Annotated in this window: 22 protein-coding genes; 1 reads left to right on the plus strand and 21 read right to left on the minus strand. The window is 56.6% G+C overall.

Annotated features, from left to right (window positions below):
- Positions 1-3: 3 nt before the first annotated feature.
- From QP503_RS05760 to rpsB, 16 genes are all read right to left on the minus strand, one after another.
- Positions 4-507 carry a DUF3145 domain-containing protein gene (locus tag QP503_RS05760; RefSeq protein ID WP_006681156.1) on the minus strand — a complete coding sequence of 168 codons (504 nt, stop codon included), beginning with the start codon at positions 505-507 and terminating at the stop codon, positions 4-6.
- Between the two features lie 138 nt (positions 508-645).
- Complete coding sequence (gene def, locus QP503_RS05765; RefSeq protein ID WP_006681157.1) at positions 646-1,137, minus strand: peptide deformylase; 492 nt, start codon at positions 1,135-1,137, stop codon at positions 646-648.
- The gene (locus tag QP503_RS05770; protein WP_179369699.1) at positions 1,137-2,948 is read right to left on the minus strand and encodes a proline--tRNA ligase; all 1,812 of its coding nucleotides are present in this window, start codon (positions 2,946-2,948) and stop codon (positions 1,137-1,139) included. Before QP503_RS05770 ends, def begins: the two co-directional genes overlap by 1 nt.
- Before the next feature lie 86 nt (positions 2,949-3,034).
- Positions 3,035-3,481: a hypothetical protein gene (locus QP503_RS05775; RefSeq protein ID WP_006681159.1), complete on the minus strand. Its 447-nt coding sequence runs from the start codon at positions 3,479-3,481 to the stop codon at positions 3,035-3,037.
- Positions 3,482-3,584: 103 nt separating this feature from the next.
- Positions 3,585-4,079, minus strand: a complete 495-nt coding sequence (locus QP503_RS05780; RefSeq protein WP_006681160.1) for a hypothetical protein — start codon at positions 4,077-4,079, stop codon at positions 3,585-3,587.
- A 17-nt stretch (positions 4,080-4,096) separates the two neighbouring features.
- Positions 4,097-5,272: a flavodoxin-dependent (E)-4-hydroxy-3-methylbut-2-enyl-diphosphate synthase gene (gene ispG, locus QP503_RS05785; RefSeq protein WP_006681161.1), complete on the minus strand. Its 1,176-nt coding sequence runs from the start codon at positions 5,270-5,272 to the stop codon at positions 4,097-4,099.
- A 226-nt stretch (positions 5,273-5,498) separates the two neighbouring features.
- Positions 5,499-6,548 carry a threonine aldolase family protein gene (locus QP503_RS05790; RefSeq protein WP_285067335.1) on the minus strand — a complete coding sequence of 350 codons (1,050 nt, stop codon included), beginning with the start codon at positions 6,546-6,548 and terminating at the stop codon, positions 5,499-5,501.
- Positions 6,549-6,560: 12 nt separating this feature from the next.
- Complete coding sequence (locus tag QP503_RS05795; RefSeq protein ID WP_285069702.1) at positions 6,561-7,799, minus strand: M50 family metallopeptidase; 1,239 nt, start codon at positions 7,797-7,799, stop codon at positions 6,561-6,563.
- Positions 7,796-9,010 carry a 1-deoxy-D-xylulose-5-phosphate reductoisomerase gene (gene dxr, locus QP503_RS05800; protein ID WP_219585177.1) on the minus strand — a complete coding sequence of 405 codons (1,215 nt, stop codon included), beginning with the start codon at positions 9,008-9,010 and terminating at the stop codon, positions 7,796-7,798. The genes QP503_RS05795 and dxr overlap by 4 nt, the downstream gene beginning before the upstream one ends.
- Positions 9,011-9,025: 15 nt before the next feature.
- Positions 9,026-9,577, minus strand: a complete 552-nt coding sequence (locus QP503_RS05805; protein WP_101627854.1) for a DivIVA domain-containing protein — start codon at positions 9,575-9,577, stop codon at positions 9,026-9,028.
- Positions 9,574-10,821 carry a dual-specificity RNA methyltransferase RlmN gene (gene rlmN / locus QP503_RS05810; protein ID WP_006681166.1) on the minus strand — a complete coding sequence of 416 codons (1,248 nt, stop codon included), beginning with the start codon at positions 10,819-10,821 and terminating at the stop codon, positions 9,574-9,576. Before rlmN ends, QP503_RS05805 begins: the two co-directional genes overlap by 4 nt.
- Positions 10,822-10,829: 8 nt before the next feature.
- Entirely contained in the window at positions 10,830-11,720 is an 891-nt protein-coding gene (locus tag QP503_RS05815; RefSeq protein WP_103631876.1) for a phosphatidate cytidylyltransferase, read from the minus strand.
- A complete protein-coding gene (gene frr / locus QP503_RS05820) occupies positions 11,717-12,274 on the minus strand; it encodes a ribosome recycling factor (RefSeq protein WP_006681168.1) in 558 nt (185 codons plus the stop codon). Before frr ends, QP503_RS05815 begins: the two co-directional genes overlap by 4 nt.
- 18 nt (positions 12,275-12,292) lie before the next feature.
- Positions 12,293-13,009 carry a UMP kinase gene (gene pyrH / locus QP503_RS05825; protein ID WP_006681169.1) on the minus strand — a complete coding sequence of 239 codons (717 nt, stop codon included), beginning with the start codon at positions 13,007-13,009 and terminating at the stop codon, positions 12,293-12,295.
- Positions 13,010-13,099: 90 nt separating this feature from the next.
- A complete protein-coding gene (tsf, locus tag QP503_RS05830) occupies positions 13,100-13,927 on the minus strand; it encodes a translation elongation factor Ts (RefSeq protein ID WP_006681170.1) in 828 nt (275 codons plus the stop codon).
- Between the two features lie 33 nt (positions 13,928-13,960).
- The gene (rpsB, locus tag QP503_RS05835) at positions 13,961-14,788 is read right to left on the minus strand and encodes a 30S ribosomal protein S2 (RefSeq protein WP_006681171.1); all 828 of its coding nucleotides are present in this window, start codon (positions 14,786-14,788) and stop codon (positions 13,961-13,963) included.
- 349 nt (positions 14,789-15,137) lie between these two features.
- Between rpsB and QP503_RS05840 the strand changes: the two genes are divergently transcribed.
- Positions 15,138-15,659, plus strand: a complete 522-nt coding sequence (locus tag QP503_RS05840; RefSeq protein ID WP_006681172.1) for a M23 family metallopeptidase — start codon at positions 15,138-15,140, stop codon at positions 15,657-15,659.
- A gap of 45 nt (positions 15,660-15,704) precedes the next feature.
- On the opposite strand, the gene QP503_RS05845 is transcribed toward QP503_RS05840, so the two are convergent.
- The 5 genes from QP503_RS05845 to QP503_RS05865 all read right to left on the minus strand — a co-directional run bounded on the left by QP503_RS05845 (position 15,705) and on the right by QP503_RS05865 (position 20,142).
- Positions 15,705-16,619 (minus strand): tyrosine recombinase XerC, encoded by a 915-nt coding sequence (locus QP503_RS05845; RefSeq protein ID WP_040318557.1) that lies wholly within the window; start codon positions 16,617-16,619, stop codon positions 15,705-15,707.
- A gap of 10 nt (positions 16,620-16,629) precedes the next feature.
- Complete coding sequence (gene dprA / locus QP503_RS05850) at positions 16,630-17,784, minus strand: DNA-processing protein DprA (protein WP_103631879.1); 1,155 nt, start codon at positions 17,782-17,784, stop codon at positions 16,630-16,632.
- Positions 17,768-19,327 carry a YifB family Mg chelatase-like AAA ATPase gene (locus tag QP503_RS05855; RefSeq protein WP_103631880.1) on the minus strand — a complete coding sequence of 520 codons (1,560 nt, stop codon included), beginning with the start codon at positions 19,325-19,327 and terminating at the stop codon, positions 17,768-17,770. Before QP503_RS05855 ends, dprA begins: the two co-directional genes overlap by 17 nt.
- On the minus strand, positions 19,324-19,734 hold the full coding sequence (locus tag QP503_RS05860; RefSeq protein ID WP_006681176.1) for a YraN family protein: 411 nt from the start codon (positions 19,732-19,734) through the stop codon (positions 19,324-19,326). Before QP503_RS05860 ends, QP503_RS05855 begins: the two co-directional genes overlap by 4 nt.
- A 111-nt stretch (positions 19,735-19,845) precedes the next feature.
- Positions 19,846-20,142, minus strand: a complete 297-nt coding sequence (locus QP503_RS05865; protein ID WP_006681177.1) for a DUF2469 domain-containing protein — start codon at positions 20,140-20,142, stop codon at positions 19,846-19,848.
- Positions 20,143-20,156 lie beyond the last annotated feature (14 nt).

Below are 20,156 nucleotides of genomic sequence, written 5' to 3' on the forward strand. Positions count from 1 at the left end.
CGGTTAGCCGACCTTGGAATTCAGATAGCGAACCGGCGCGCCGGCACCGGCGTGACGGAAGGATTCCAGCTCATCGTCCCACGCTTGTCCGAGGGCAAGATCAAGGCCTTCGCGCAATTCCTCGTAATTCGTGGCGCTCTCAATGGCGGCACGAATACGGTCTTCAGGAACGACGACGTTTCCGACAGTGTCCATCTGCGAGTGGAAGATGCCGAGTGATGGAGTATGAGCCCAGCGACCACCGTCCGTGGAAGCCGTGGCTTCTTCGGTGACCTCGTAGCGCAGGTGTTCCCAGCCACGCAGAGCTGAGGCGAGGCGTGCCCCCGAGTCGACCGGTCCGACCCACGAGAACTCGCAACGCACCATGCCGGGAGCAGCGTCTTGCGCGGTCCACTGAAGACGCACATCTTGACCGAGAGCCGTACCGACTGCCCATTCGATATGTGGGCACAGCGCGGGCGGTGTTGAATGCACGAAAAGTACACCGCGGGTGTATGTCCCTCTCAATGTGACCTCCATAGTCTTTGAGGATCGTCTTCCCCTACGCCCTCAACTAGCACTGCCACATCTCACAACGGTGTAATTTAACTGTAAACGCCGTCGCACCATATAGCAAGAGGGTGCGACGGCGTTGCAACGACTCGATCAGAAGTGTGAGTTACGAATGTCCCTCAAAGCCTTCTTACGAGTCTTACGATCCAGGCGATCAATGTAGATCATGCCATCCAAGTGATCGCACTCGTGCTGCAGGCAACGAGCCATCAGCTCTTCACCTTCAACAACAATCGTCTTACCGTCCAGGTTGATGCCTTCGACGCGCGCATACCACGCGCGTTCGGTCGGATACCAGAGATCAGGAACTGACAGGCACCCTTCATCACCGTCTTGGAATTCGTCAGCCGACAGTTCCACAATCTTCGGGTTGAGGACGTAGCCGATTTCGCCGTCAATGTTCCACGAGAACGCACGAAGACCGACACCGATCTGGTTGGCGGCAAGACCTGCGCGGCCTTCCATGTCAACACCTTCAAGCAGATCCTCGACCAGCAGCTTCACCGAAGCATCAATATCCGTGATCGGATCGCACTGGGTGCGCAGAATCGGATCGCCGATGATGCGAATATCGCGGATTGCCATCATTTGCCTCCAAGAATCTCAGCGTGAGCAGCCTTCAGAGCTTCAACGGCCTGCGCGAGTGGCATTTCGGTCTTTTCACCGGTGGCGCGCTGACGAACCTCGACCAGACCATCCTTCAGGCCACGGCCAACAACCAGAGCCAGTGGAATACCGATGAGCTCGGCGTCAGCGAACTTGACGCCAGCCGAGACCTTGCGACGATCATCGTAGAGGACGTCCATGCCGGTGGCTTCGAGTTCTTCAGCGAGGCCCTTGGCAGTGTCGAAGAGCTCATCGCCCTTACCGGTTGCCAGAACGTGCACGTCGAACGGTGCGATCTGAGCCGGCCATGCCAAACCCTTATCATCGTGGTTCGACTCAGCGAGCGCTGCGAGCACGCGGGAAACGCCGATGCCGTACGAGCCCATGGTGACAACCTGGGACTTGCCGTTCTCGTCGAGAACAGTCAGGCCCAGAGCCTCCGCATACTTGCGACCAAGCTGGAAAATGTGGCCAATTTCGATGCCTCGTTCGAGGTGAAGCGAACCTGAACCGTCGGGAGCCTGATCGCCTTCGCGAACCTCGGCGGCCTCGATGGTGCCGTCGACTGCAAAATCGCGTCCCATAACCAGGTCGATCACATGGTGACGATCCTGGTTTGCGCCGGTCACCCAGGTGGTGCCCTCAACGACGCGAGGATCCACAAGATAGCGGACGGAACCGGTCGGGTTCCCATCCTCGTCGGTTGTACGTGCCGGCGAGTTCGGTCCGATCACCTGCGGGCCAATGTAGCCACGGACCAGTTCGGGGTGGTCCTCGAAGTCCTTGTCGGTTGCCATCTCAACTTCGGCGGGTGCGACAGCTGCTTCGAGGCGCTTCATGTCGACCTCACGGTCACCGGGCAGGCCAATGACGAGCAGTTCACGCGAGCCGTCAGGCTGGGTCAGAACGACGACAACATTCTTCAACGTGTCAGCTGAGGTCCATGCACGACCGTCTTCACGCGGGTATTGTGCGTTCAGCAGATCAACGAGGGACTCAATGGTCGCACAATCCGGGGTCGGAACAACGCGAGCCGGACCCACGTTGGACGCATCGACCGGAGCCGGTGCCGACGTCGTCACTGCCTCAGCGTTTGCTGCATAACCACCGGGTGAACGAACGAAGGTGTCTTCGCCGATCGGGCTGGGGTGCAGGAATTCTTCCGAACGCGAGCCACCCATGGCGCCCGACATTGCGGACACGATGACGAATTCAAGACCAAGGCGATTGAAGATCCGCTGGTAGGTCTCGCGCTGCGCATTATAGGAAGCGTCCAGGCCCTCGTCGGTAAGATCGAAGGAATAGGCATCCTTCATGACGAATTCGCGACCTCGAATCAGGCCTGCACGCGGGCGAGCTTCGTCGCGATACTTCGTCTGAATCTGGTACAGGGTGGTCGGCAGATCCTTGTATGAGGAATACATGTCTTTCACCAGTAGGGTGAACATTTCCTCATGGGTGGGAGCCAGCAGGTAATCCCCCGCCTTGCGGTCGTTCAGCTTGAACAGCGTCGGACCGTATTCTTCCCAACGGTTCGTTGCCTTGTAGGGCTCTGCCGGGATCAGACCCGGGAAGTGAACTTCCTGAGCGCCCATGCGATCCATTTCTTCACGGACGATGCCTTCGACCTTGCGCAGAACGCGCAGGCCAAGAGGCAACCACGTGTAGATACCGGGGGCAGTGCGTCGGATGTAGCCGGCACGAACAAGGAGCTTGTGGGAATCGACCTCAGCGTCAGCTGGGTCTTCGCGCAAAGTGCGCACAAAGTATGACGATAGAGTTCTCAGCACGCCTTCAAGATTAGTGCACCACGTCAGTGGTGTGCACCTTGAGGTCATCGACGAGGCCGAGCTCCTCTTTTCTCACACATTGACGTTCAGGCTCTCACGCCCACGAAGCGCCTAGCCGTACGAGCATTGAGTTCTTTTTCGGCGACTTTAGGGTGTGTTCGGTAATAGTGCTCTGCTCGCCAGCCGGGGTACATCCATGTTGGCAGGCTCTGTCCACACATAATCCAGACAGCGATCAAGGGAACCAATGCAAAAAGGAAGATGACAATAGTGCGTTCGAACAGTGTCTCGTGGCCGATGATGGTCTGAGCACTGTAGGCACCGACTGCGATCCACAGGCACCCAACAACGGGCACAGCCGGCCAAATGATCGCTTGGATCTGAGGAATAACTGGAGTGGGGCTATACGGGAACAATCGTTCCATGGCAACGACGCGTGTACGACGAGTGAGACCAGCCCATACCCAGCACCAGCCAACAATGATGGTAAGGCCAGTTACTACGAGCATTGCTACGCCAGCCCACGGCGCCATATGTCCTCCTTTGGACCAGCCCGTCTAGCACAAACGATTTTGGCGAGCCACGACGGTTCCTCTAGTGTAACCGTCGAACGCGCCACGCGTCTGATTCAGAACGTTAGATGGACTCAGCTGCCTTACGGATGTCGCGAAGCATCATCATCGCCCCGTAGGTTTCAAGGGAAAGCAATCCGTAGAGCTTTGCCTTGTCAAGGTTGGTTCCGTCGCTGGTGTGACGTTCGCGCATATGGAGCATCGTGCGACCATTACCCAAGTCGAGCAGGGCAAGAACGCACGTTCCCATCTGATCGATTTCTTCACCCTCGGTTCCAGGCTTGGGAGCATTCAGGATGATGCACGATTCTTCCTCTTTAGCCTTTAGCAAGGATTCGTCTTCAAGAGCAGCTTCGATGATCGACCAGACAGTAGAAGCCGGAGCGTTAATTCGAACTGCTCGATCAACCTGAACGTCAGCGCGGGGCACAAGAAGATCACCGGGAAGTGAAATCAAGGCTTCTGAAGCGGTCAGACCCAGACGTTTCGGGAAACCGGTGGCGTACAGTGAGGCGCCGGTTGCAAGCAGTCCCAGACCGAAGGCACGTGATTTTTTCATTCTTTCAAGTCCTTTTCTTAGCGACCGACGGGAATAACTTCGACTTGACCATCCCCCTCAGTCAGACCCATTTCTTCAGCTAGCGCGTGTGCGCGAGCAATCAGAGTTTCAACGATCTGATCTTCGGGAACGGTGTCAACAACTTCACCGCGAATGAAGATCTGGCCCTTGCCGTTGCCCGACGCGACACCAAGGTCGGCTTCGCGAGCTTCACCAGGTCCGTTAACGACGCACCCCATGACGGCAACACGCAACGGAACGGTCAATTCCTTGAGACCTTCGGTGACGTTTTCTGCCAAGGTCCACACGTCAACTTGCGCGCGGCCACATGACGGGCATGAAACGATTTCAAGAGTGCGATCACGAAGCCCCATGTATTCAAGAAGCTTGGTGCCAACCTTGACTTCCTCGACCGGAGGCGCAGACAAGGACACGCGGATCGTGTCACCAATGCCTTCTGAAAGAAGAACCGAGAATGCGGACACCGACTTGATGGTGCCTTGGAATGCGGGACCGGCTTCGGTCACACCGAGGTGCAGTGGCCAGTCGCCCTTTTCCGACAGCTGGCGGTATGCCTCAACCATGGTGAGAACATCATGGTGCTTCACGGAGATCTTGAAGTCGTGGAAGTCATTTTCTTCGAACAGTGACGCTTCCCAGACTGCCGATTCAACGAGGGCCTCGGGAGTCGCCTTGCCGTACTTCTTCAGCAGACGAGGATCCAGCGAACCAGCATTCACGCCAATGCGCAAAGAAACACCGGCGTCGGATGCCGCCTTACAGATTTCTTTCACCTGGTCGTCGAACTTGCGGATGTTACCGGGGTTCACGCGGACAGCTCCACAGCCCGCATCAATGGCTGCAAACACGTACTTCGGGTTGAAGTGAATATCCGCGATAACGGGGATACGCGATTGCTGTGCGATGATCGCAAGCGCCTCAGCGTCCTTATCCGTCGGGCATGCGACACGAACGATGTCGCACCCTGCTGCGGTGAGCTCTGCAATCTGCTGCAAAGTTGCACCGATGTCGTGGGTTTTCGTTGTGGTCATCGACTGGACAGAAACGGGGGCGCCACCACCAACGCGAACATCTCCAACCATGATCGACCGCGTCTTCTTACGCGGGAACGGAGACGTCTTTACTGCGGGGATGCCTAAAGATATTTCACTCACGCGCTCATTATCTCCCACTTCGGCTGTTTCTTCTTAGCGCAAAGGTGTGGGAAAGGTTAATGAAGATATGTCACTGTCACCATTTAGTCTCTGCATTTCACTCAATGGACGCGAATTCAAGGGAGAAACATGGAAACCCGCGCTTTCACTTCACACCGGGCATCCGTTATCGGTGTTGGTACAAGGTAACTCGGAACTGACTGGGGTGATGTGAGTCCTCAAGCAGCTAAGGAGCTACTGGAGGTTAACACGCAGACGAGGTCGCAATCCACTGAAGGAGGGCAGCTTCGTCTTCATCTGTGGTGGACCACGAAATGACGAAACGAACCGCCACCGTGTCGGCGACCGGCGCCCATTTTTCGATAGCAAAACGCTCGCGCGCGTCCTCAGCCATTTCAAGCGGGAGAATCGGGAAGAGCTGGTTCGTCGGAGAATCCACCAGCATCTCAAAACCGGCGTCTTTGAATGCCTGTTCGATCCGCTGAGCGCGCTGGGTAGCCTCGCGCGTAATGCGAAGGTACAGACCGTCGGCGAACATCGTGCGGAACTGCGAGCCCAGGATCCAGCCCTTCGACGCCAGTCCGCCGTGGATCTTCATCATCGCACGCAGTGAGTAGTCAGCCTTTGACGCGTCGGGCAGGACGAGGGCTTCACCCATCATCATTCCGCACTTGGCGCCACCAATGGAGAACGCATCGGTCAGCGTTGCCAGGTCAGCGAAGGTCACGTCATTTGCTGACGACCCCATCGCATATCCCAAACGCGCGCCATCAACGTAAAGGCCAACGCCGAAGGAATGACAGATCTCAGAAATCGCAGTCAGTCGTTCGAGCGAATACAACGTTCCAAGCTCCGTGGGCTGGGAAATATAAACCAGGCCCGGCGCAGTCACATGCTCACGCACACCGCCGTCGCGCCATTCAAGAAGAGTCGCTTCGAGCTCACTTGGGTCCATCAGGCCATCATGCGAAGGAATCGTATGAACACGGTGCCCAGAATTTTCAATCGCACCGGCTTCGTGGGTAGCAATATGACCGTCAGCGGTGGCGATCACTGACTGCCACGGGCGCAAAAACAGGTCGATCGCAAGATCGTTAATCAGGGTTCCACCGGCCATGAAACGGACTGCTCCACCGGGAATACCGCACTGGTCGAGGATCAGCTTTTCAGCTTCATCGCAGATCGCATCCATTCCATAACCGGGGAACTTCTGCATTCCAAACGCCGTCAAATCGGCAAGAATCTGCGGGTGAGCAGTCGCGGAATAGTCGTTCGTAAAAACAGCCTTGGCCATTTCAACTCCAGTTCAACGCAATGAAAGCGGATCAACAATGTCAGCGATAACAAGCACGATGCTCATCACCGCCAATAATGCTCCCACAACCCAGGTCAGCGGTAATAATCGGGCGGTATCGACCGGGCCAGGATTCGGCTTTCCTCCCATGCGTGCCACTCCTCCGCGCACGCCTTCGTAGAGCGCACCAATGATGTGCCCACCATCGAGAGGCGGCAGAGGAATCAGATTGAAAACCGCCAACGCCATATTCAGCGAGGCCATCAGACTCAAAAGGAACGCAATCTGAGAACGCACATCCGCGACGCCACTGCCCGCAGAATCGCTGGTCACCTCACCAGCAATTCGTGACACTCCAACAATCGAAATCAAGCCTGACGAATCGCGTTCGCTTCCCGTCACCATCGACATCGTAACGTTCCACAGGGACTGTGGAATCTTCGTAATTGCACCCACCGTGCCCGTGAACATGTAGCGATATTCCTTGGCCGCATCCCACATCGAGGCCGCCGTATATTCATATCCGGCAGTCACGCCCACCACGTACGTGCCGTCATCCATCTTGCGCGGATATAACGAGGCCTCATGAAGGTCGCCATCGCGTTCAAAGGTCACCTGAAGAGGCTGTCCATTGGACGAGGTAATGGAGTCTCTAAAGGCAGACCAGTCATTCAAGTTCCGGCCATCAAGCGCGATGAGAGTGTCGCCCCCGGTCAGACCGGCCTCGTACGCCGGAGACGCAACGGTACCCGCATTCGTCTGAATTGTCGCAGACACATCCGCAAGCGTTAACGAGGCAGTGCGGAAACCAATGCCGACCATCGCAATAACGAGGAAAAGGAACGCAAGCAAGAAATTCATCGCGGGTCCAGCCGCCATAACAATTGCTTTCTTCCACCACGTCAGACACCAGAATGCACGGTGTGCACACCCTTCGGGCATTTCTTGGGCACTCTGGTGGCGGGCTTCTTCAGCAAGATCCCGCTGTCCCTTCGAATTCAGCGTGCGACGACCCGGCTTGGCAGGGGCGAACATGCCGAGGATACGCACGTAACCACCCAGCGGAATCGCGCGAAAAACAACCAACGTGCCTTTGACTTCACGCGACACAATCTTCGGACCAAAACCGATCGCATATTCACTGACGACCGCGCCGAATTTCTTCGCCGGAACAAGGTGGCCAAGCTCGTGAAGACCAACGGTGATGATAAAGCCGACGACAACGGCAAAGATCCCCGCCAGGTAGCTCATGAAGATCTACTCACCAGCGCATTCGCCTGCGCGCGCGCCCATTCTTCGACCCCAAGAATGTCATCCAACGTCGGGTCTGCAATACCATCGTGAGACTCAACAACCTTTGTCAAAGAATCGACAATGCCCAGCCACGGTAGTTTCTTGGCTAAAAACGCATCGACGAACACTTCATTCGCAGCGTTGTACACCGCTGCGTGCGTCGGTGACGAGGCCACCGCATGACGCGCAAGATTGATGGCAGGGAAGGTATCGCTATCGACCGGTTCAAAGGTCCAACTCTGCGCATCGGCCCACGTCAGAGGCTTTTCCACGTCGTGCAGGCGCTCGGGCCATGTCAAGCCCAGGGCGATGGGCAGACGCATGTCGGGTGGCGAAGCCTGAAGCGTTGTTGCACCGTCAATCCACGTCACCATTGAGTGCACGATCGACTGCGGGTGAACAGTCGTCACAATGTGCTCGGGAGCCACATCAAACAGCAGGTGAGCCTCAATCAGCTCCAGCCCCTTGTTGACCAGCGTCGAGGAATTGATCGTGACAACCGGACCCATGTTCCACGTCGGGTGAGCAAGAGCAGCTTCCGGAGTGATATCAGCAAGTTCAGCGCGCTTCTTACCCCTAAACGGGCCACCTGATGCCGTCAGAACAAGATCGGCCACCTCAGTGTGGCCGGTGACCACTGGTGAAGTGAGGCCGGCCTCGTGAACTCCACTGGCCAACGCCTGAGCGATAGCCGAATGCTCGGAGTCGACAGGCACAATCTGACCCGGACGCACACAGGCGCTACGCACCACATGGCCACCCACAACCAACGATTCCTTATTCGCCAAAGCTAGCGTCGCACCGGACTTCAAAGCAGCCAGCGTGGGAAGCAGACCCACTCCCCCGGTGATACCGTTCAGGACAACTCCGTCAGGAACAAGTGAAGCCACCTGAGTTGCCCCGTCCGGCCCTTCGATAATCTGCGGGTGCGCAGACGAATCAATGGTATGAATCGCGTCGCGTAGCTCGCCACCAACACGGCGATCCACACTGACGACAGGAACATCGAACTCAACCACCTGGCGCGCAAGACGCTCAATATTGCCGCCGCCAGCAGCAAGACCTCGGATATCGAAACGCAACGGATTCGCGCGAACGATATCCAACGCTTGAGTACCAATCGAACCGGTCGACCCCAGCAGGACAATCGGCTGACGCGAAGAAGTCACGATTCGCCCTCCCAATCAGGAAACAGCCAGAAGAATCTCTACGGCGCGCCCAAGATAGGCGTCAACCGTTCCTTCCGTGTAGCCCTTCTTGCCACGAGCAGGCTGGAAAACAGCAAGACGAACGTCATCGACGCTCATCTCAGTGCCCTCGTCAAAATAGGCGGCCAAACGATCCAGCAGATCATCAACCTGAGCCGCGTCATATCCACGACCGGATTCCGGGTGTGAGAAACGCTCGCCCCGAGGACGCATCAGGCGGTCGTACAGCGTCGTTGCGCGCTCGGCAACCTTCTCGAACCATGCGGCCTCGCCGTTAACAGCAATATGATCCGCACGATCGCGCTGAACAAAGGCCGCTTCAAGACGGCTCATCGCGGAATCAACAGCATCAATCGCGTAGCCACGACGCTTCAATGGGAACGTCGCCTGGCGAACCTGCTGTGCAGAGAACTGCTCTGCCGGCAAGCCACCTTCATACGCCTGGCGCGCGTCCGCAAAGAAAGCGTCCACACGCTCAGTCGCATAGCCGTGACGCCAGAAGCTCACTCGTGGGAAAGAGTCACTCATCGAGTCTCCTGAATTGAAGTGGAATCTGAATTGATAGACCGACGCTTCGCATTCGCTTCCTTCACCGCTGTTGCGAGCTGACCGCACGCACCATCAATGTCAGAACCGCGAGTATCGCGAATCGTCGTTGAAATCCCATTGTTGCGCAGAGTAGCGACAAATGTGTCCTGAGCACGCCGAGTAGACGCAGTCCAGATTGTGCCGGGAGTCGGATTCAACGGAATTGGGTTCACATGAGCCCACCCGTGACCGCGCTTATTGAGCTCATCAGCAAGCAATTGGGCACGGTATTCCTGATCGTTCATATCCTTGATCAGCGCGTACTCAATCGACACGCGACGACCCGTCGCAACAAAGTATCGGCGAGCAGCATCAAGCAACTCCCCCACCTTCCAGCGCGAGTTAATCGGAATCAACTCGTCGCGAAGGTCATCATCGGGAGCATGCAACGAAACTGCCAACGTCACAGGCATGCCTTCTTTCGCCAGCTTGTCGATCGCGGGAACCAAACCCACCGTCGACACAGTGACGTTTCGAGCTGAAAGTCCAAAGCCTTCTGGGCTGGGATCAATCAGGCGGCGCAGAGTATTCACGACCGTGCGGTAGTTAGCAAGCGGTTCGCCCATACCCATAAACACAACGTTAGAGAGGTGCGTCGGCCCGCCGGGAAGCTCGCCATCCCGACACGCAATCTGCGCTTGGCGCACCTGATCGACAATTTCGCCCGTCGACAGGTTACGAGTCAGCCCCATCTGGCCGGTCGCGCAGAACGGACACGCCATGCCACATCCTGCCTGCGAAGAAATACACAAGGTCGTGCGCTGCGGGTAACGCATCAGCACGGATTCAACGCGCGCCCCATCGAAAAGCTCCCAAAGGTGCTTAATCGTCATCCCGCCATCCGCGTGTTGCGCGACGACTTGGCGAACCAGTTCAGGCAACAGACCTTCACGAATTGCATCGTGCATCGATGCGGGAATATCACTCATCTTCGCCGGATCGGCTTCGAAGTGATCAAAATAATGTCGAGAAAGCTGGTCAGCACGGAAACCGGGAAGACCCAGATCCTTCAGGACCTGCTTACGTCCTTTTGCATCCACGTCAGCGAGGTGAGCAGGTGCCTTGCCAGGTTTAGCTGGCGCGAAAGAAATCACCGGCTTCGCATCGGCTGACGTTGCTCCTTCTGGGGGCTGGTCAGTCGGACGCACTTCACGCCGACGCTGTTTTTCGAATTCGAGGCTCATAGGATTCCTTACAGCGTCCAGGTGAAGATCATAAACATAAGCGGTGCAACCATCAGCAAAGCATCAACGCGGTCAAGGACACCGCCATGCCCCGGCAGAATTTGCGACATGTCCTTCAGACCGGTTTCACGCTTGATTAACGATTCAGTGAGATCACCGAGCGTGCCGACAACACACGCAACAACGCCGGCAAGGAGGCCGAATGCCCAGTGGCCACCAAGTGCCCAGAAAGCAAGTCCACCAAGTGCGACAGAAGCAATTGTCGAGCCGATGAAGCCTTCCCAGGACTTCTTGGGTGATAGACGAGGCGCCATCGGATGTTTGCCGAACAGAACGCCTGCGACCCAGCCACCGGTATCGGATGCGACGACTAAGCCAACGTAGGTGAGAACCACCCATGGGTTACCGAACTGGCGCATCATCAGCACAACGAACGAGGCAAGGAAAGGAACATACAGCGCGACAAAGACCGATGCAATGACGTCGTTAATCCGCCCCTTGGGGTTCGGATCCAAGATGCGCCACGCAACAACAGCGAAAATGGTTGCGTACAGGGCAAAGAGGAGCGCTTCTGCGCCAAGAGACCATGCGCACGTGACCATGCCGATAGCTCCCGCATACAGCGGAGCCATCGTCAGCTTTGTTTCTAGGTGGGCGAATGCGCCACCTAACTCATATAAACCCGCCAGCGACGCCAGCACAATGAACAGTGTCAAAAGTGGCGGTACATAAAACAAGCAGATACCGACGAAAAGAATCAAAACAACGGCAGTAGATACTGCTGCTGGAAGATTACGTCCTGCCTTCCCGGTGGCTGCCAGTGGTTCCTTCACCTTCGTTGGTTGCGGAGAGAAAAACTTCGCAACCAACGAAGGGGAAGAATGATCAGAGGCGCTCACAGCGTCAGGAGCTCAGCTTCCTTGGATGCAAGAAGCTTGTCAACCTGTTCGACCTGCTTCTTCGTCAGCGATTCGAGGCTCTTTTCTGCACGATCGACCTCGTCTTCGCCGGCTTCGCCGTCTTTCTTCAGCTTATCGAGCTGTTCCTTTGCCTTACGACGAACGTTACGAACTGCGACGCGAGCATCTTCGGCCTTGGTCTTTGCCAGCTTCACGTATTCCTTACGACGTTCTTCAGTCAAGGCAGGAAGAACAACGCGGACAACGTTGCCATCATCGGTCGGGTTCACACCCAGATCAGATTCACGCAGGGCCTTCAAGATCTCATTCGTGGCAGTGCGATCGAACGGGGAGATCAACACGGTACGAGCTTCAGGAATCTGGAAAGAAGCGAGCTGTTGCATCGGCGTGGGTGCACCGTAGTAGTCGACAAGAATCTGCTCGAACATCGCGGCGTTTGCGCGACCGGTGCGGATATTGCCAAATTCGTGGCGTGCGGATTCAACCGCACGGTCCATCTTTTCCTCGGTTTCAAGGAGGATGTCGTCAATCATTCGTGACTCCTATGTTGATCAGTCTTGCGCAGTCACAAGAGTACCGATTGTCTCACCCATCAGGGCAGCAGTCACATTGCCTGCTTCAGACATTCCGAAAACTCGTGTTTGTAAACCATTATCACGGCAAAGTGCCAAAGCTGTTGCATCCATGACCTTGAGTTCCTGAGAAAGGGCATCCGAGTACGTCAGGAATTCAAGACGCTTCGCGTCCGGGTTCAGGCGCGGATCGTCATCGTACACACCATCCACGCCATTCTTAGCAACAAGAAGCTCGTCGCAGTGGGTTTCAAGAGCACGCTGAGCTGAAACCGTGTCCGTCGAGAAGAACGGCATACCGGCGCCCGCGCCGAAGATAACAACGCGCCCCTTTTCCATATGGCGAATAGCGCGCAACGGAATGTAGGGTTCACCAACCTGGGTCATCGTAATTGCGGATTGAACACGCGCAGGAACACCGGCTTGTTCGATGAAGTCTTGAAGCGCAAGGGCGTTCATCACGGTACCGAGCATGCCCATGTAGTCGGCGCGGGAACGATCCATTCCTGCTTTAGCTAGCTGCGCACCGCGGAAGAAGTTACCGCCACCAACGACGACTGCGACTTCAATGCCTCGACGGACAGCAATAGCAATCTGGTGAGCAATATCGCGAACGACAGTGGGGTCAAGACCAACGGCGCCACCGCCGAAAGCTTCACCAGACAGTTTAAGAAGGACCCTACGAGTATGAGGCATGCGCGTTTCTCCTGTTCACGCGGTAAGAAGCATTAGTACACAGGATAGCCGAATGACCCCGCCCATTTGGGCGGGGCCATTCATGCGTTATCAGGCTCCGACGTGAACGCGAACGAACTCGGTCACCTTTGCGCCGGCCTCGGCAAGAACCTTGCCGACCGACTTAGAGGGATCGCGAGCGAACGCCTGGTCCACGAGGCAGTTGTCCTTGAAGTAGGCTTCCATGCGACCTTCGACGATCTTGCCGACGATGTGCTCGGGCTTGCCTTCTTCGAGCGTGATCTTCGTGAGAGTCTCGCGCTCCTTCTCGAGGACGTCAGCAGGAACGGCATCGCGATCAAGGTATGCCGGCATGTAAGCGGCAATGTGCATTGCGATGTCGTGAGCAACGGAAGCGCCAGCTGCGTCGGTGACGACGAAGACGCCAACCTGCGGGGGGAGGTCGGGGCTGGTCTGGTGCAGGTACAGGTCAACGTTCTCGCCCTCGACGCGCACAACGCGACGGATTTCGAGCTTTTCGCCGATAACTGCTGCCATGGAATTGAGCTTGTCCTGAACGGTCTCGTCACCCATGGGGGATGCGAGGAGAGACTCAAGATTGGATGCGCCCGAAGCAACGGCTGCTGCGAGAACCTCGTTTGCGAAGTCAATGAACTTCTGGTTCTTTGCAACGAAGTCGGTTTCGGAGTTGACCTCGACGAGGACGCCAACACCATCGTCAACCTGAGCGACCAGAAGGCCGGCGGATGCCTGACGATCTTCGCGCTTGGAGAGCGACTTCAGACCCTTCAGGCGGATGATTTCGAGAGCCTTTTCAGCATCGCCATCAGCCTCGGTCAGAGCCTTCTTCACGTCCATCATGCCTGCGCCGGTCTGCTCACGCAGAGCCTTGACGTCAGCAGCGGTGAAATTCGCCATTGATGTCTCTTTCTACTTTGAAGTTGGTAAAGATCAGTTCTCGGCGGGGGCTTCGGTAGCCGGAGCTTCTTCAGCCTTGGCTTCGCCCTTGTCGCCTTCGAGGAGTTCGCGTTCCCACTCGGCGAGCGGTTCTGCAACGGTTTCTGCCGAGTCAGCGGACTTGCGGGTTTCGGAACGAGCGAGGAGGCCCTCTGCGACTGCGTCTGCGATCACGCGGGTGAGCAGTGCAACTGCGCGGATGGCATCGTCGTTACCGGGGATGCGGTAGTCGACCTCGTCCGGATCAGCGTTGGTGTCGAGAATGGCGACGATCGGGATGTTGAGCTTGCGAGCTTCGGAAACCGCGAGGTGTTCCTTCTTCGGGTCAACGATCCAGATGGCGGACGGGGTCTTGGCCATGTCGCGGATGCCACCGAGTGTGCGAGCCAGCTTGTCCTTCTCACGACGCATCATGAGGAGTTCCTTCTTGGTGCGGCCGGATGCGGCGACATCGTCGAAGTCGATCTGCTCGAGTTCCTTGAGGCGCTGGAGACGCTTGGAAACGGTGGAGAAGTTGGTGAGCATGCCACCGAGCCAGCGGTGGTTTACGTACGGCATGCCAACGCGGGTTGCCTGCTCTGCGACGGCTTCCTGCGCCTGCTTCTTGGTGCCAACGAAGAGGATGGTGCCACCGTGTGCGACGGTCTGCTTCACGAAATCGTAAGCAATGTCGATGTCAGCAATGGTCTGCTGAAGATCGATGATGTAGATGCCGTTGCGTTCGGTGAGGATGAAACGCTTCATCTTCGGGTTCCAGCGGCGGGTCTGGTGACCGAAGTGGACACCGGACTCGAGGAGCTGACGCATGGTTACGACTGCCATTGAATCGTCCTTCCCCGCAAAACTGCGGGATCATGAGGGTTTTCACCCTCGGTTTCAGTTACGTGCTGTGCGCGGGTACGCAAGCCCTGGTGCCATGACTTAAGTTCACCTCGAAAGGACCTGGAACTTATGCCCACCGCGGAAGACCGCTGACGTGAAAATGGCACGCGAAGTCACCTGCAAGCAGGTGCTCAAATAGCTTATCTCATATGCCCTCATACTCCCTATTTCGCTTGATGTGACCCTCGTCGCCAGACTTTATCCACAGGTGCCTCACCCGATCGCGGAGTATCCACAATAAGCAATCACTCCATTCGCCCTTTGACCCGCGATCAACGACATTGAGTGCATGTTTCTTCGCAATGACCGTTATGCACATCTTCCTTTGACGATCCTTGCCGCCTTGGCTCTGTTTTCTTGCCTATTGACGAGGCCGGCCAACGCATCCGTCTGGCAACACTGGCAGTGGCCGACCGGGAATGCGGCAAGCGTGACCAGGGGTTTTGATCCTCCGGCGTTACGGTGGCTTTCAGGTCATCGCGGAGTCGATCTGAAGGTCGATGTTGGCGCTACGATCTATGCCCCGGCTGACGGGATTGTAGAAGTGGCCGGCGAGGTTGCCGGCAAGGGGGTTGTCTCGTTGTCCCATGGCCCGGTTCGTTCAACATATGAGCCCGTCGATGCTCTTGTGAGCGTTGGAGACCACGTCAGTGCGGGGGCTCCCATAGCAACCCTCAGACCCGGGCATGAGCCAGCAGGCGGTCTGCACTGGGGTGCCAAAACCTCAAGGGATCACTACGTTAATCCCCTACGGTTCTTAGTTGGCGATCTTGCCCTGAAACCCTGGGATGGGAGTAAAGTGCGCGGGTAGCCTCGTCAATCGTAGGCGGGGCGAAGCTGGAGGGCAGACGAAGAGTTAAGCGCGCGGGTGTGCCTGAGCATAGATAGCGGACAATCGTTTTGAATCAACGTGCGTGTATCGCTGGGTGGTCTGTAAAGAAGAGTGGCCGAGGATCTCTTGAACGCTACGCAAATCTGCTCCCCCTTCAAGCAAGTGCGTCGCCATCGTGTGCCGTAGAGCGTGTGGCGCAAGATCTGGGACCCCAGCTCGGGCAGCTTCGCGATGGAACATGGAGCGGACAACTCGAACATCGATCCGCTTGCCCTGGTCACCAATGAACAGAGCATTCCCAGAATCAGAATTGCTCAGTTGCGGACGACCGCGAACCGTCCACGTCTGTACGGCTTCGAGGGCAAGATCGGTCAGCGGAACAACGCGTTCTTTGTTTCCCTTACCCAAAACACGTCCGGTGTGGCCCGAATAATCGATGCTTGTCACATTCAACCCAACGAGTTCTGAGATACGCATTCCCGACGCATAGATCAGTTCAAGGATCGCCCAGTTCCGCAGATCTGTCGCATCGCCTGAACGGGCGTGGGCACGCGCATACTCCATCAGGGTCGTCGCATCATTCGATGTCAGAACCTGAGGAAGGCGTTGATCTACGCGAGCAGACGCAAGCGATGCAGAAGGATCATGAGCCAACACGTCATGGTCAATCGCCCACCGACAAAAGTTTCGTACGGCAGCGGTCTTACGTGACAGGGTCGAACGTGATGCACCCTGCTCACTCAGTTTCGCTAACCACAGGCGAAGACGGCGCGTTGTCAAGCGAGCGTCTAGTTGCTCGCTCGTTGGATTCGGGTCAACGCCGATGAACTCAAAACATCCAGCAACATCAACCGAATATGCCGTGATCGTATGGTCAGACAGCCGACGCGCATGGGTCAGGAATGATACCCATGCGTCGAAGATGCCTAACTCACTCATGCCTTCATTATCAGCACCGAGCTCCACCTTTGCGAGCCCAACCGCGGGAGTTAGAACGCACGTACCCGTCAAGCTCCAGTTCCGCGAGCGCCCGCAACGTTTCCTGTTCGCTCATGCCAGCGTTTGCGGCGATGGTGGAAAGTGTTGAGAGGTTGCGTATGGGAAGGGCTTCCCATGCCCTGCGCGCGTGGGGTGAGAGTGCATTGACTCCCTGATCTGGGCAGACGGGTTCACCGAAGAGTATGCCTTGGAGTTGCGTGTGCAGGGGGTCGATCATTTCGTGGATGTCGGATGCGTTTCTGATGAGCGTGGCACCGTTGCGAATGAGCTCGTGGCATCCCGTTGAGGATTGCGAGGTGATGGGTCCGGGGACTGCTCCTACGGGTTTGCCTAGTGTCATTGCTCGTCTGGCTGTTGCGAGGGCACCGGATCTGGATGACGCTTCGATGACAATGGTGGCATCCCCCCAAGCGGCTAACATTCTGTTTCGTCCAAGGAAGCGCCATTTTGCGGGTCTGAAGCTTGGTGGTACTTCTGAGACGATGGCTCCTGACGATTCGACGATCGTTTCGAAGTCGCGGGTATGAGAGACGGGATAGGGGTTTGCTACTCCCCCGGCAAGGATGGCGATTGTCTGTCCGTTTGCTGCGAGTGTTCCCCTGTGGGCGGCGATGTCGATGCCGAATGCTCCGCCGGAGAGGATGGTATCGCCTCTGTCGGCAAGGTCGGATGCGATGTCGAAAGCGTTCCTTGTTCCGAGGTTTGTTGTTGCTCTCGCTCCGACGATGGTGACTGAACGTGTGTGTGGGAGCGTGCCCACGACCCATAGGCCAAGTGGTGTTGATTCTTGAAGGATGGTGAGTTCTTTGGGGAAGGATGGGTCTTCTTGGCTGATGAAGCGTCCGCCTAGGGCGTGGATTACCTCAAGTTCTTGGTTGAGGTTGTTGCGTAGTGCACGTGGTTTGAAGCGTTTCCAGGCGTCTTCGAGTGTTTTTCGATGCTGTGACAGTGGTGGTGGGAGTGGGCCGGGAGAATCGGCGCATACCCATTCGACTGATTCAATGAGTCCAAGGTGAAGTCGTAGAGCGTGGGCATGGGCGTCTTCGGGTTCTTGGATGCATGTCCACCATGCCCAGGCGAGGTCGCGTTCATTGATAGAAGGCATCGAGTGCTCCTGAGTTTCTCAGTTGTAGTGCCTGCGCAAGGTCGGTGTCGTTGGGTGTGGATCGTTCGGCTAGGTCGGCGAGGGTCCACATGAGGCGTAAGACGCGATCGGCGCCTCTCATGGACAGAATTCCTCTGTCGACGCCTTGATCGATGCGGTCAATGTATGTGCGTGCTATGCCCGAGTGCTGTCGCACCCAGGGGCCGGGAAGCTGACAGTTGAGGGTCCATCCTGTTCCTTCTAGGCGTGTGCGTGCCCTGTCGCGTGCGGCGAGTACTCTTTCGGCTACTTCTTTGGATGTGCGTCGTTTGCTGGCGTTGAGCTGCGCGCGGGTGGGAGCATGCATTGCGATCGTGATATCAATGCGGTCAAGCAAGGGCCCTGATAGTCGTGTGATGTACCTGCGTTTTTGGATGGATGCGCATCGACAGGGGCGAGCTTTGGTTCCACCACCGCACGGGCAGGGGTTTGAGGCGAGGATCAGTTGAAATCTGGCGGGATAGGTGGCTTGTCCTTTGGCTCGATGGATCGTGATGACGCCTTCTTCGAGTGGCTGGCGCAGAGCGTCGAGGACCGAGGGGATGAATTCGGTTGCCTCGTCAAGGAACAGAACTCCCCCGTGTGCCAGTGATGCTGCACCCGGCATCGCAATCCCACTACCGCCACCAATCAGGGCCGGCATTGTGACGCTGTGGTGAGGGGATTGGAAGGGAGGGGTGCGCATCAGGGTTGCGTGGTCTTCGAGGCGGCCTGCGATGGAATGAAGTGCGGATGTCATCAGGGCCGTTTGATCATCCATCGGCGGCAAAATCGTTGGCATACGTGATGCGAGCATTGACTTTCCGGAGCCAGCTTCACCGATGAGCAACACGTGATGGCCTCCCGCGGCAGCCACCTCTAACGCGTCAACAGCTCCGTCTTGACCTCGTACATCTGCTAAATCTGAAACCGCGGCGATGCTTTCTGTCAGTCTCTCAGTCGGCAGAGCGTGGAGAATCGGGATAGGTGTTTTCGGACGTAGAGCATCTCCCCCAGCCCAGGTAACAAGATCAGCTAAGTGGTCGAAACCAATGACATCAATACCGTGGACAAGACGAGCTTCTAAGACACATGTTGCGGGAACGATGACACGTTGAATCCCGAGTTTCTTCGCCGACAAGACCGCGGGCAGAATTCCTCGGATTGATTGGATACTACCGTCAAGAGCTAGTTCTCCTAATAGAGCAGCGCCTACGAATGCCTGTCTTTTCAGTGAGCCCGCAGCTTGAAGCACTGCGATGGCGATCGCAAGATCAAACCCTGAACCAGACTTTGGAAGACCCGCCGGTGACAGGTTCACGGTGATATGAGAGTCCATCACTTCCAAGTTGCAGGACTGCAACGCCGAGCGAACCCGGTCTTTCGCTTCACGCAAAGACGCGTCCGGCAGGCCAACCAGAGTGAACTTGACCAGTCCGCGCCCCACATGTGCTTCAACGCGCACCCGATGGCCTTCTATGCCCACAAGTCCAATTGAATCAATGTGTGCAAGCGAGGCGTTCATGCGATGCCTCGAATCCATTCGATGCGCGCACCGTAGTCACGTAAGTCCGCATCTGGACCAGACTCTTCAACGACTACGCGCATTGCCGGATCGACAGTGATCGCAACAATGTCAACGCGCAAGTGCCCACGGCACTCATGCGATCGCACCCAAGCAACCGACAGCGAACGTAGTTGCCTGACCTTTCGATCATCAACTGATTCGAGCGCACTCCCCTTTGCGTTCCCAAAGCGGGTTCTGACTTCGATGACAATCGTGTTCGAGCCGTCCGTCGCAATGATGTCGAGCTCGCCTGCCCTGCCGTTGCGCCAATTTCGATCAACAACCTGCAGACCACCTTCGCTGATGAAGCGCGTCGCAGTGACCTCGCCTAGCATTCCGAGTCGACGGCGAAAATCGTTTCCCATACTGACCTCCGCACCAAGCGTCGGTCAGGAATACACAGAAAGAAAGTCAGCGAAAGCGAAATTGTGGATAAGTAGCACCCACCTGAAATTGTGGATAACCCGCCGAAGGGGTCAGAGGTTCAGCTCTGGCTTGGTCAATTCTTCGACGTTCACGTCTTTGTAGGTGATGACCTGGACAGAACGCACGAAACGCGAGGAACGGTAAATGTCCCACACCCACGCGTCAGTCAGCGTGAGTTCAAAGAAAATATCCCCACCAACTGGACGGGCTTGAACATCGACCTGATTGCAGAGGTAGAAACGACGTTCGGTTTCGACCACGTACTTAAATAAGCCAATGACATCCCTGTACTCGCGGAAAAGCTCAAGTTCCAGAGAGTTTTCGTAGCTTTCGATGTCTTCACTCACGGTTCAATCATGCC

Origin of the sequence: Pauljensenia sp. UMB0895 (assembly GCF_030218905.1) — a bacterium.
GTDB classification, from domain to species: Bacteria; Actinomycetota; Actinomycetes; order Actinomycetales; family Actinomycetaceae; genus Pauljensenia; species Pauljensenia turicensis_A.

Excerpts from the sequence above, each read along its gene's own strand:
- QP503_RS05775 (WP_006681159.1), bottom strand. The coding sequence starts at position 3,481 with ATGGCGCCGTGGGCTGGCGTAGCAATGCTCGTAGTAACTGGCCTTACC.
- tsf (WP_006681170.1), bottom strand. The coding sequence starts at position 13,927 with ATGGCGAATTTCACCGCTGCTGACGTCAAGGCTCTGCGTGAGCAGACC.
- QP503_RS05795 (WP_285069702.1), bottom strand. The coding sequence starts at position 7,799 with ATGAGCTACCTGGCGGGGATCTTTGCCGTTGTCGTCGGCTTTATCATC.
- dprA (WP_103631879.1), bottom strand. The coding sequence starts at position 17,784 with ATGCCTTCTATCAATGAACGCGACCTCGCCTGGGCATGGTGGACATGC.
- def (WP_006681157.1), bottom strand. The coding sequence starts at position 1,137 with ATGGCAATCCGCGATATTCGCATCATCGGCGATCCGATTCTGCGCACC.
- QP503_RS05845 (WP_040318557.1), bottom strand. The coding sequence starts at position 16,619 with ATGAGTGAGTTAGGCATCTTCGACGCATGGGTATCATTCCTGACCCAT.
- rlmN (WP_006681166.1), bottom strand. The coding sequence starts at position 10,821 with ATGAGCCTCGAATTCGAAAAACAGCGTCGGCGTGAAGTGCGTCCGACT.
- frr (WP_006681168.1), bottom strand. The coding sequence starts at position 12,274 with ATGATTGACGACATCCTCCTTGAAACCGAGGAAAAGATGGACCGTGCG.
- QP503_RS05790 (WP_285067335.1), bottom strand. The coding sequence starts at position 6,548 with ATGGCCAAGGCTGTTTTTACGAACGACTATTCCGCGACTGCTCACCCG.
- QP503_RS05855 (WP_103631880.1), bottom strand. The coding sequence starts at position 19,327 with ATGAACGCCTCGCTTGCACACATTGATTCAATTGGACTTGTGGGCATA.
- QP503_RS05805 (WP_101627854.1), bottom strand. The coding sequence starts at position 9,577 with ATGAGTGACTCTTTCCCACGAGTGAGCTTCTGGCGTCACGGCTATGCG.
- QP503_RS05840 (WP_006681172.1), top strand. The coding sequence starts at position 15,138 with ATGTTTCTTCGCAATGACCGTTATGCACATCTTCCTTTGACGATCCTT.
- rpsB (WP_006681171.1), bottom strand. The coding sequence starts at position 14,788 with ATGGCAGTCGTAACCATGCGTCAGCTCCTCGAGTCCGGTGTCCACTTC.
- QP503_RS05780 (WP_006681160.1), bottom strand. The coding sequence starts at position 4,079 with ATGAAAAAATCACGTGCCTTCGGTCTGGGACTGCTTGCAACCGGCGCC.
- QP503_RS05860 (WP_006681176.1), bottom strand. The coding sequence starts at position 19,734 with ATGGGAAACGATTTTCGCCGTCGACTCGGAATGCTAGGCGAGGTCACT.
- pyrH (WP_006681169.1), bottom strand. The coding sequence starts at position 13,009 with ATGCCTCATACTCGTAGGGTCCTTCTTAAACTGTCTGGTGAAGCTTTC.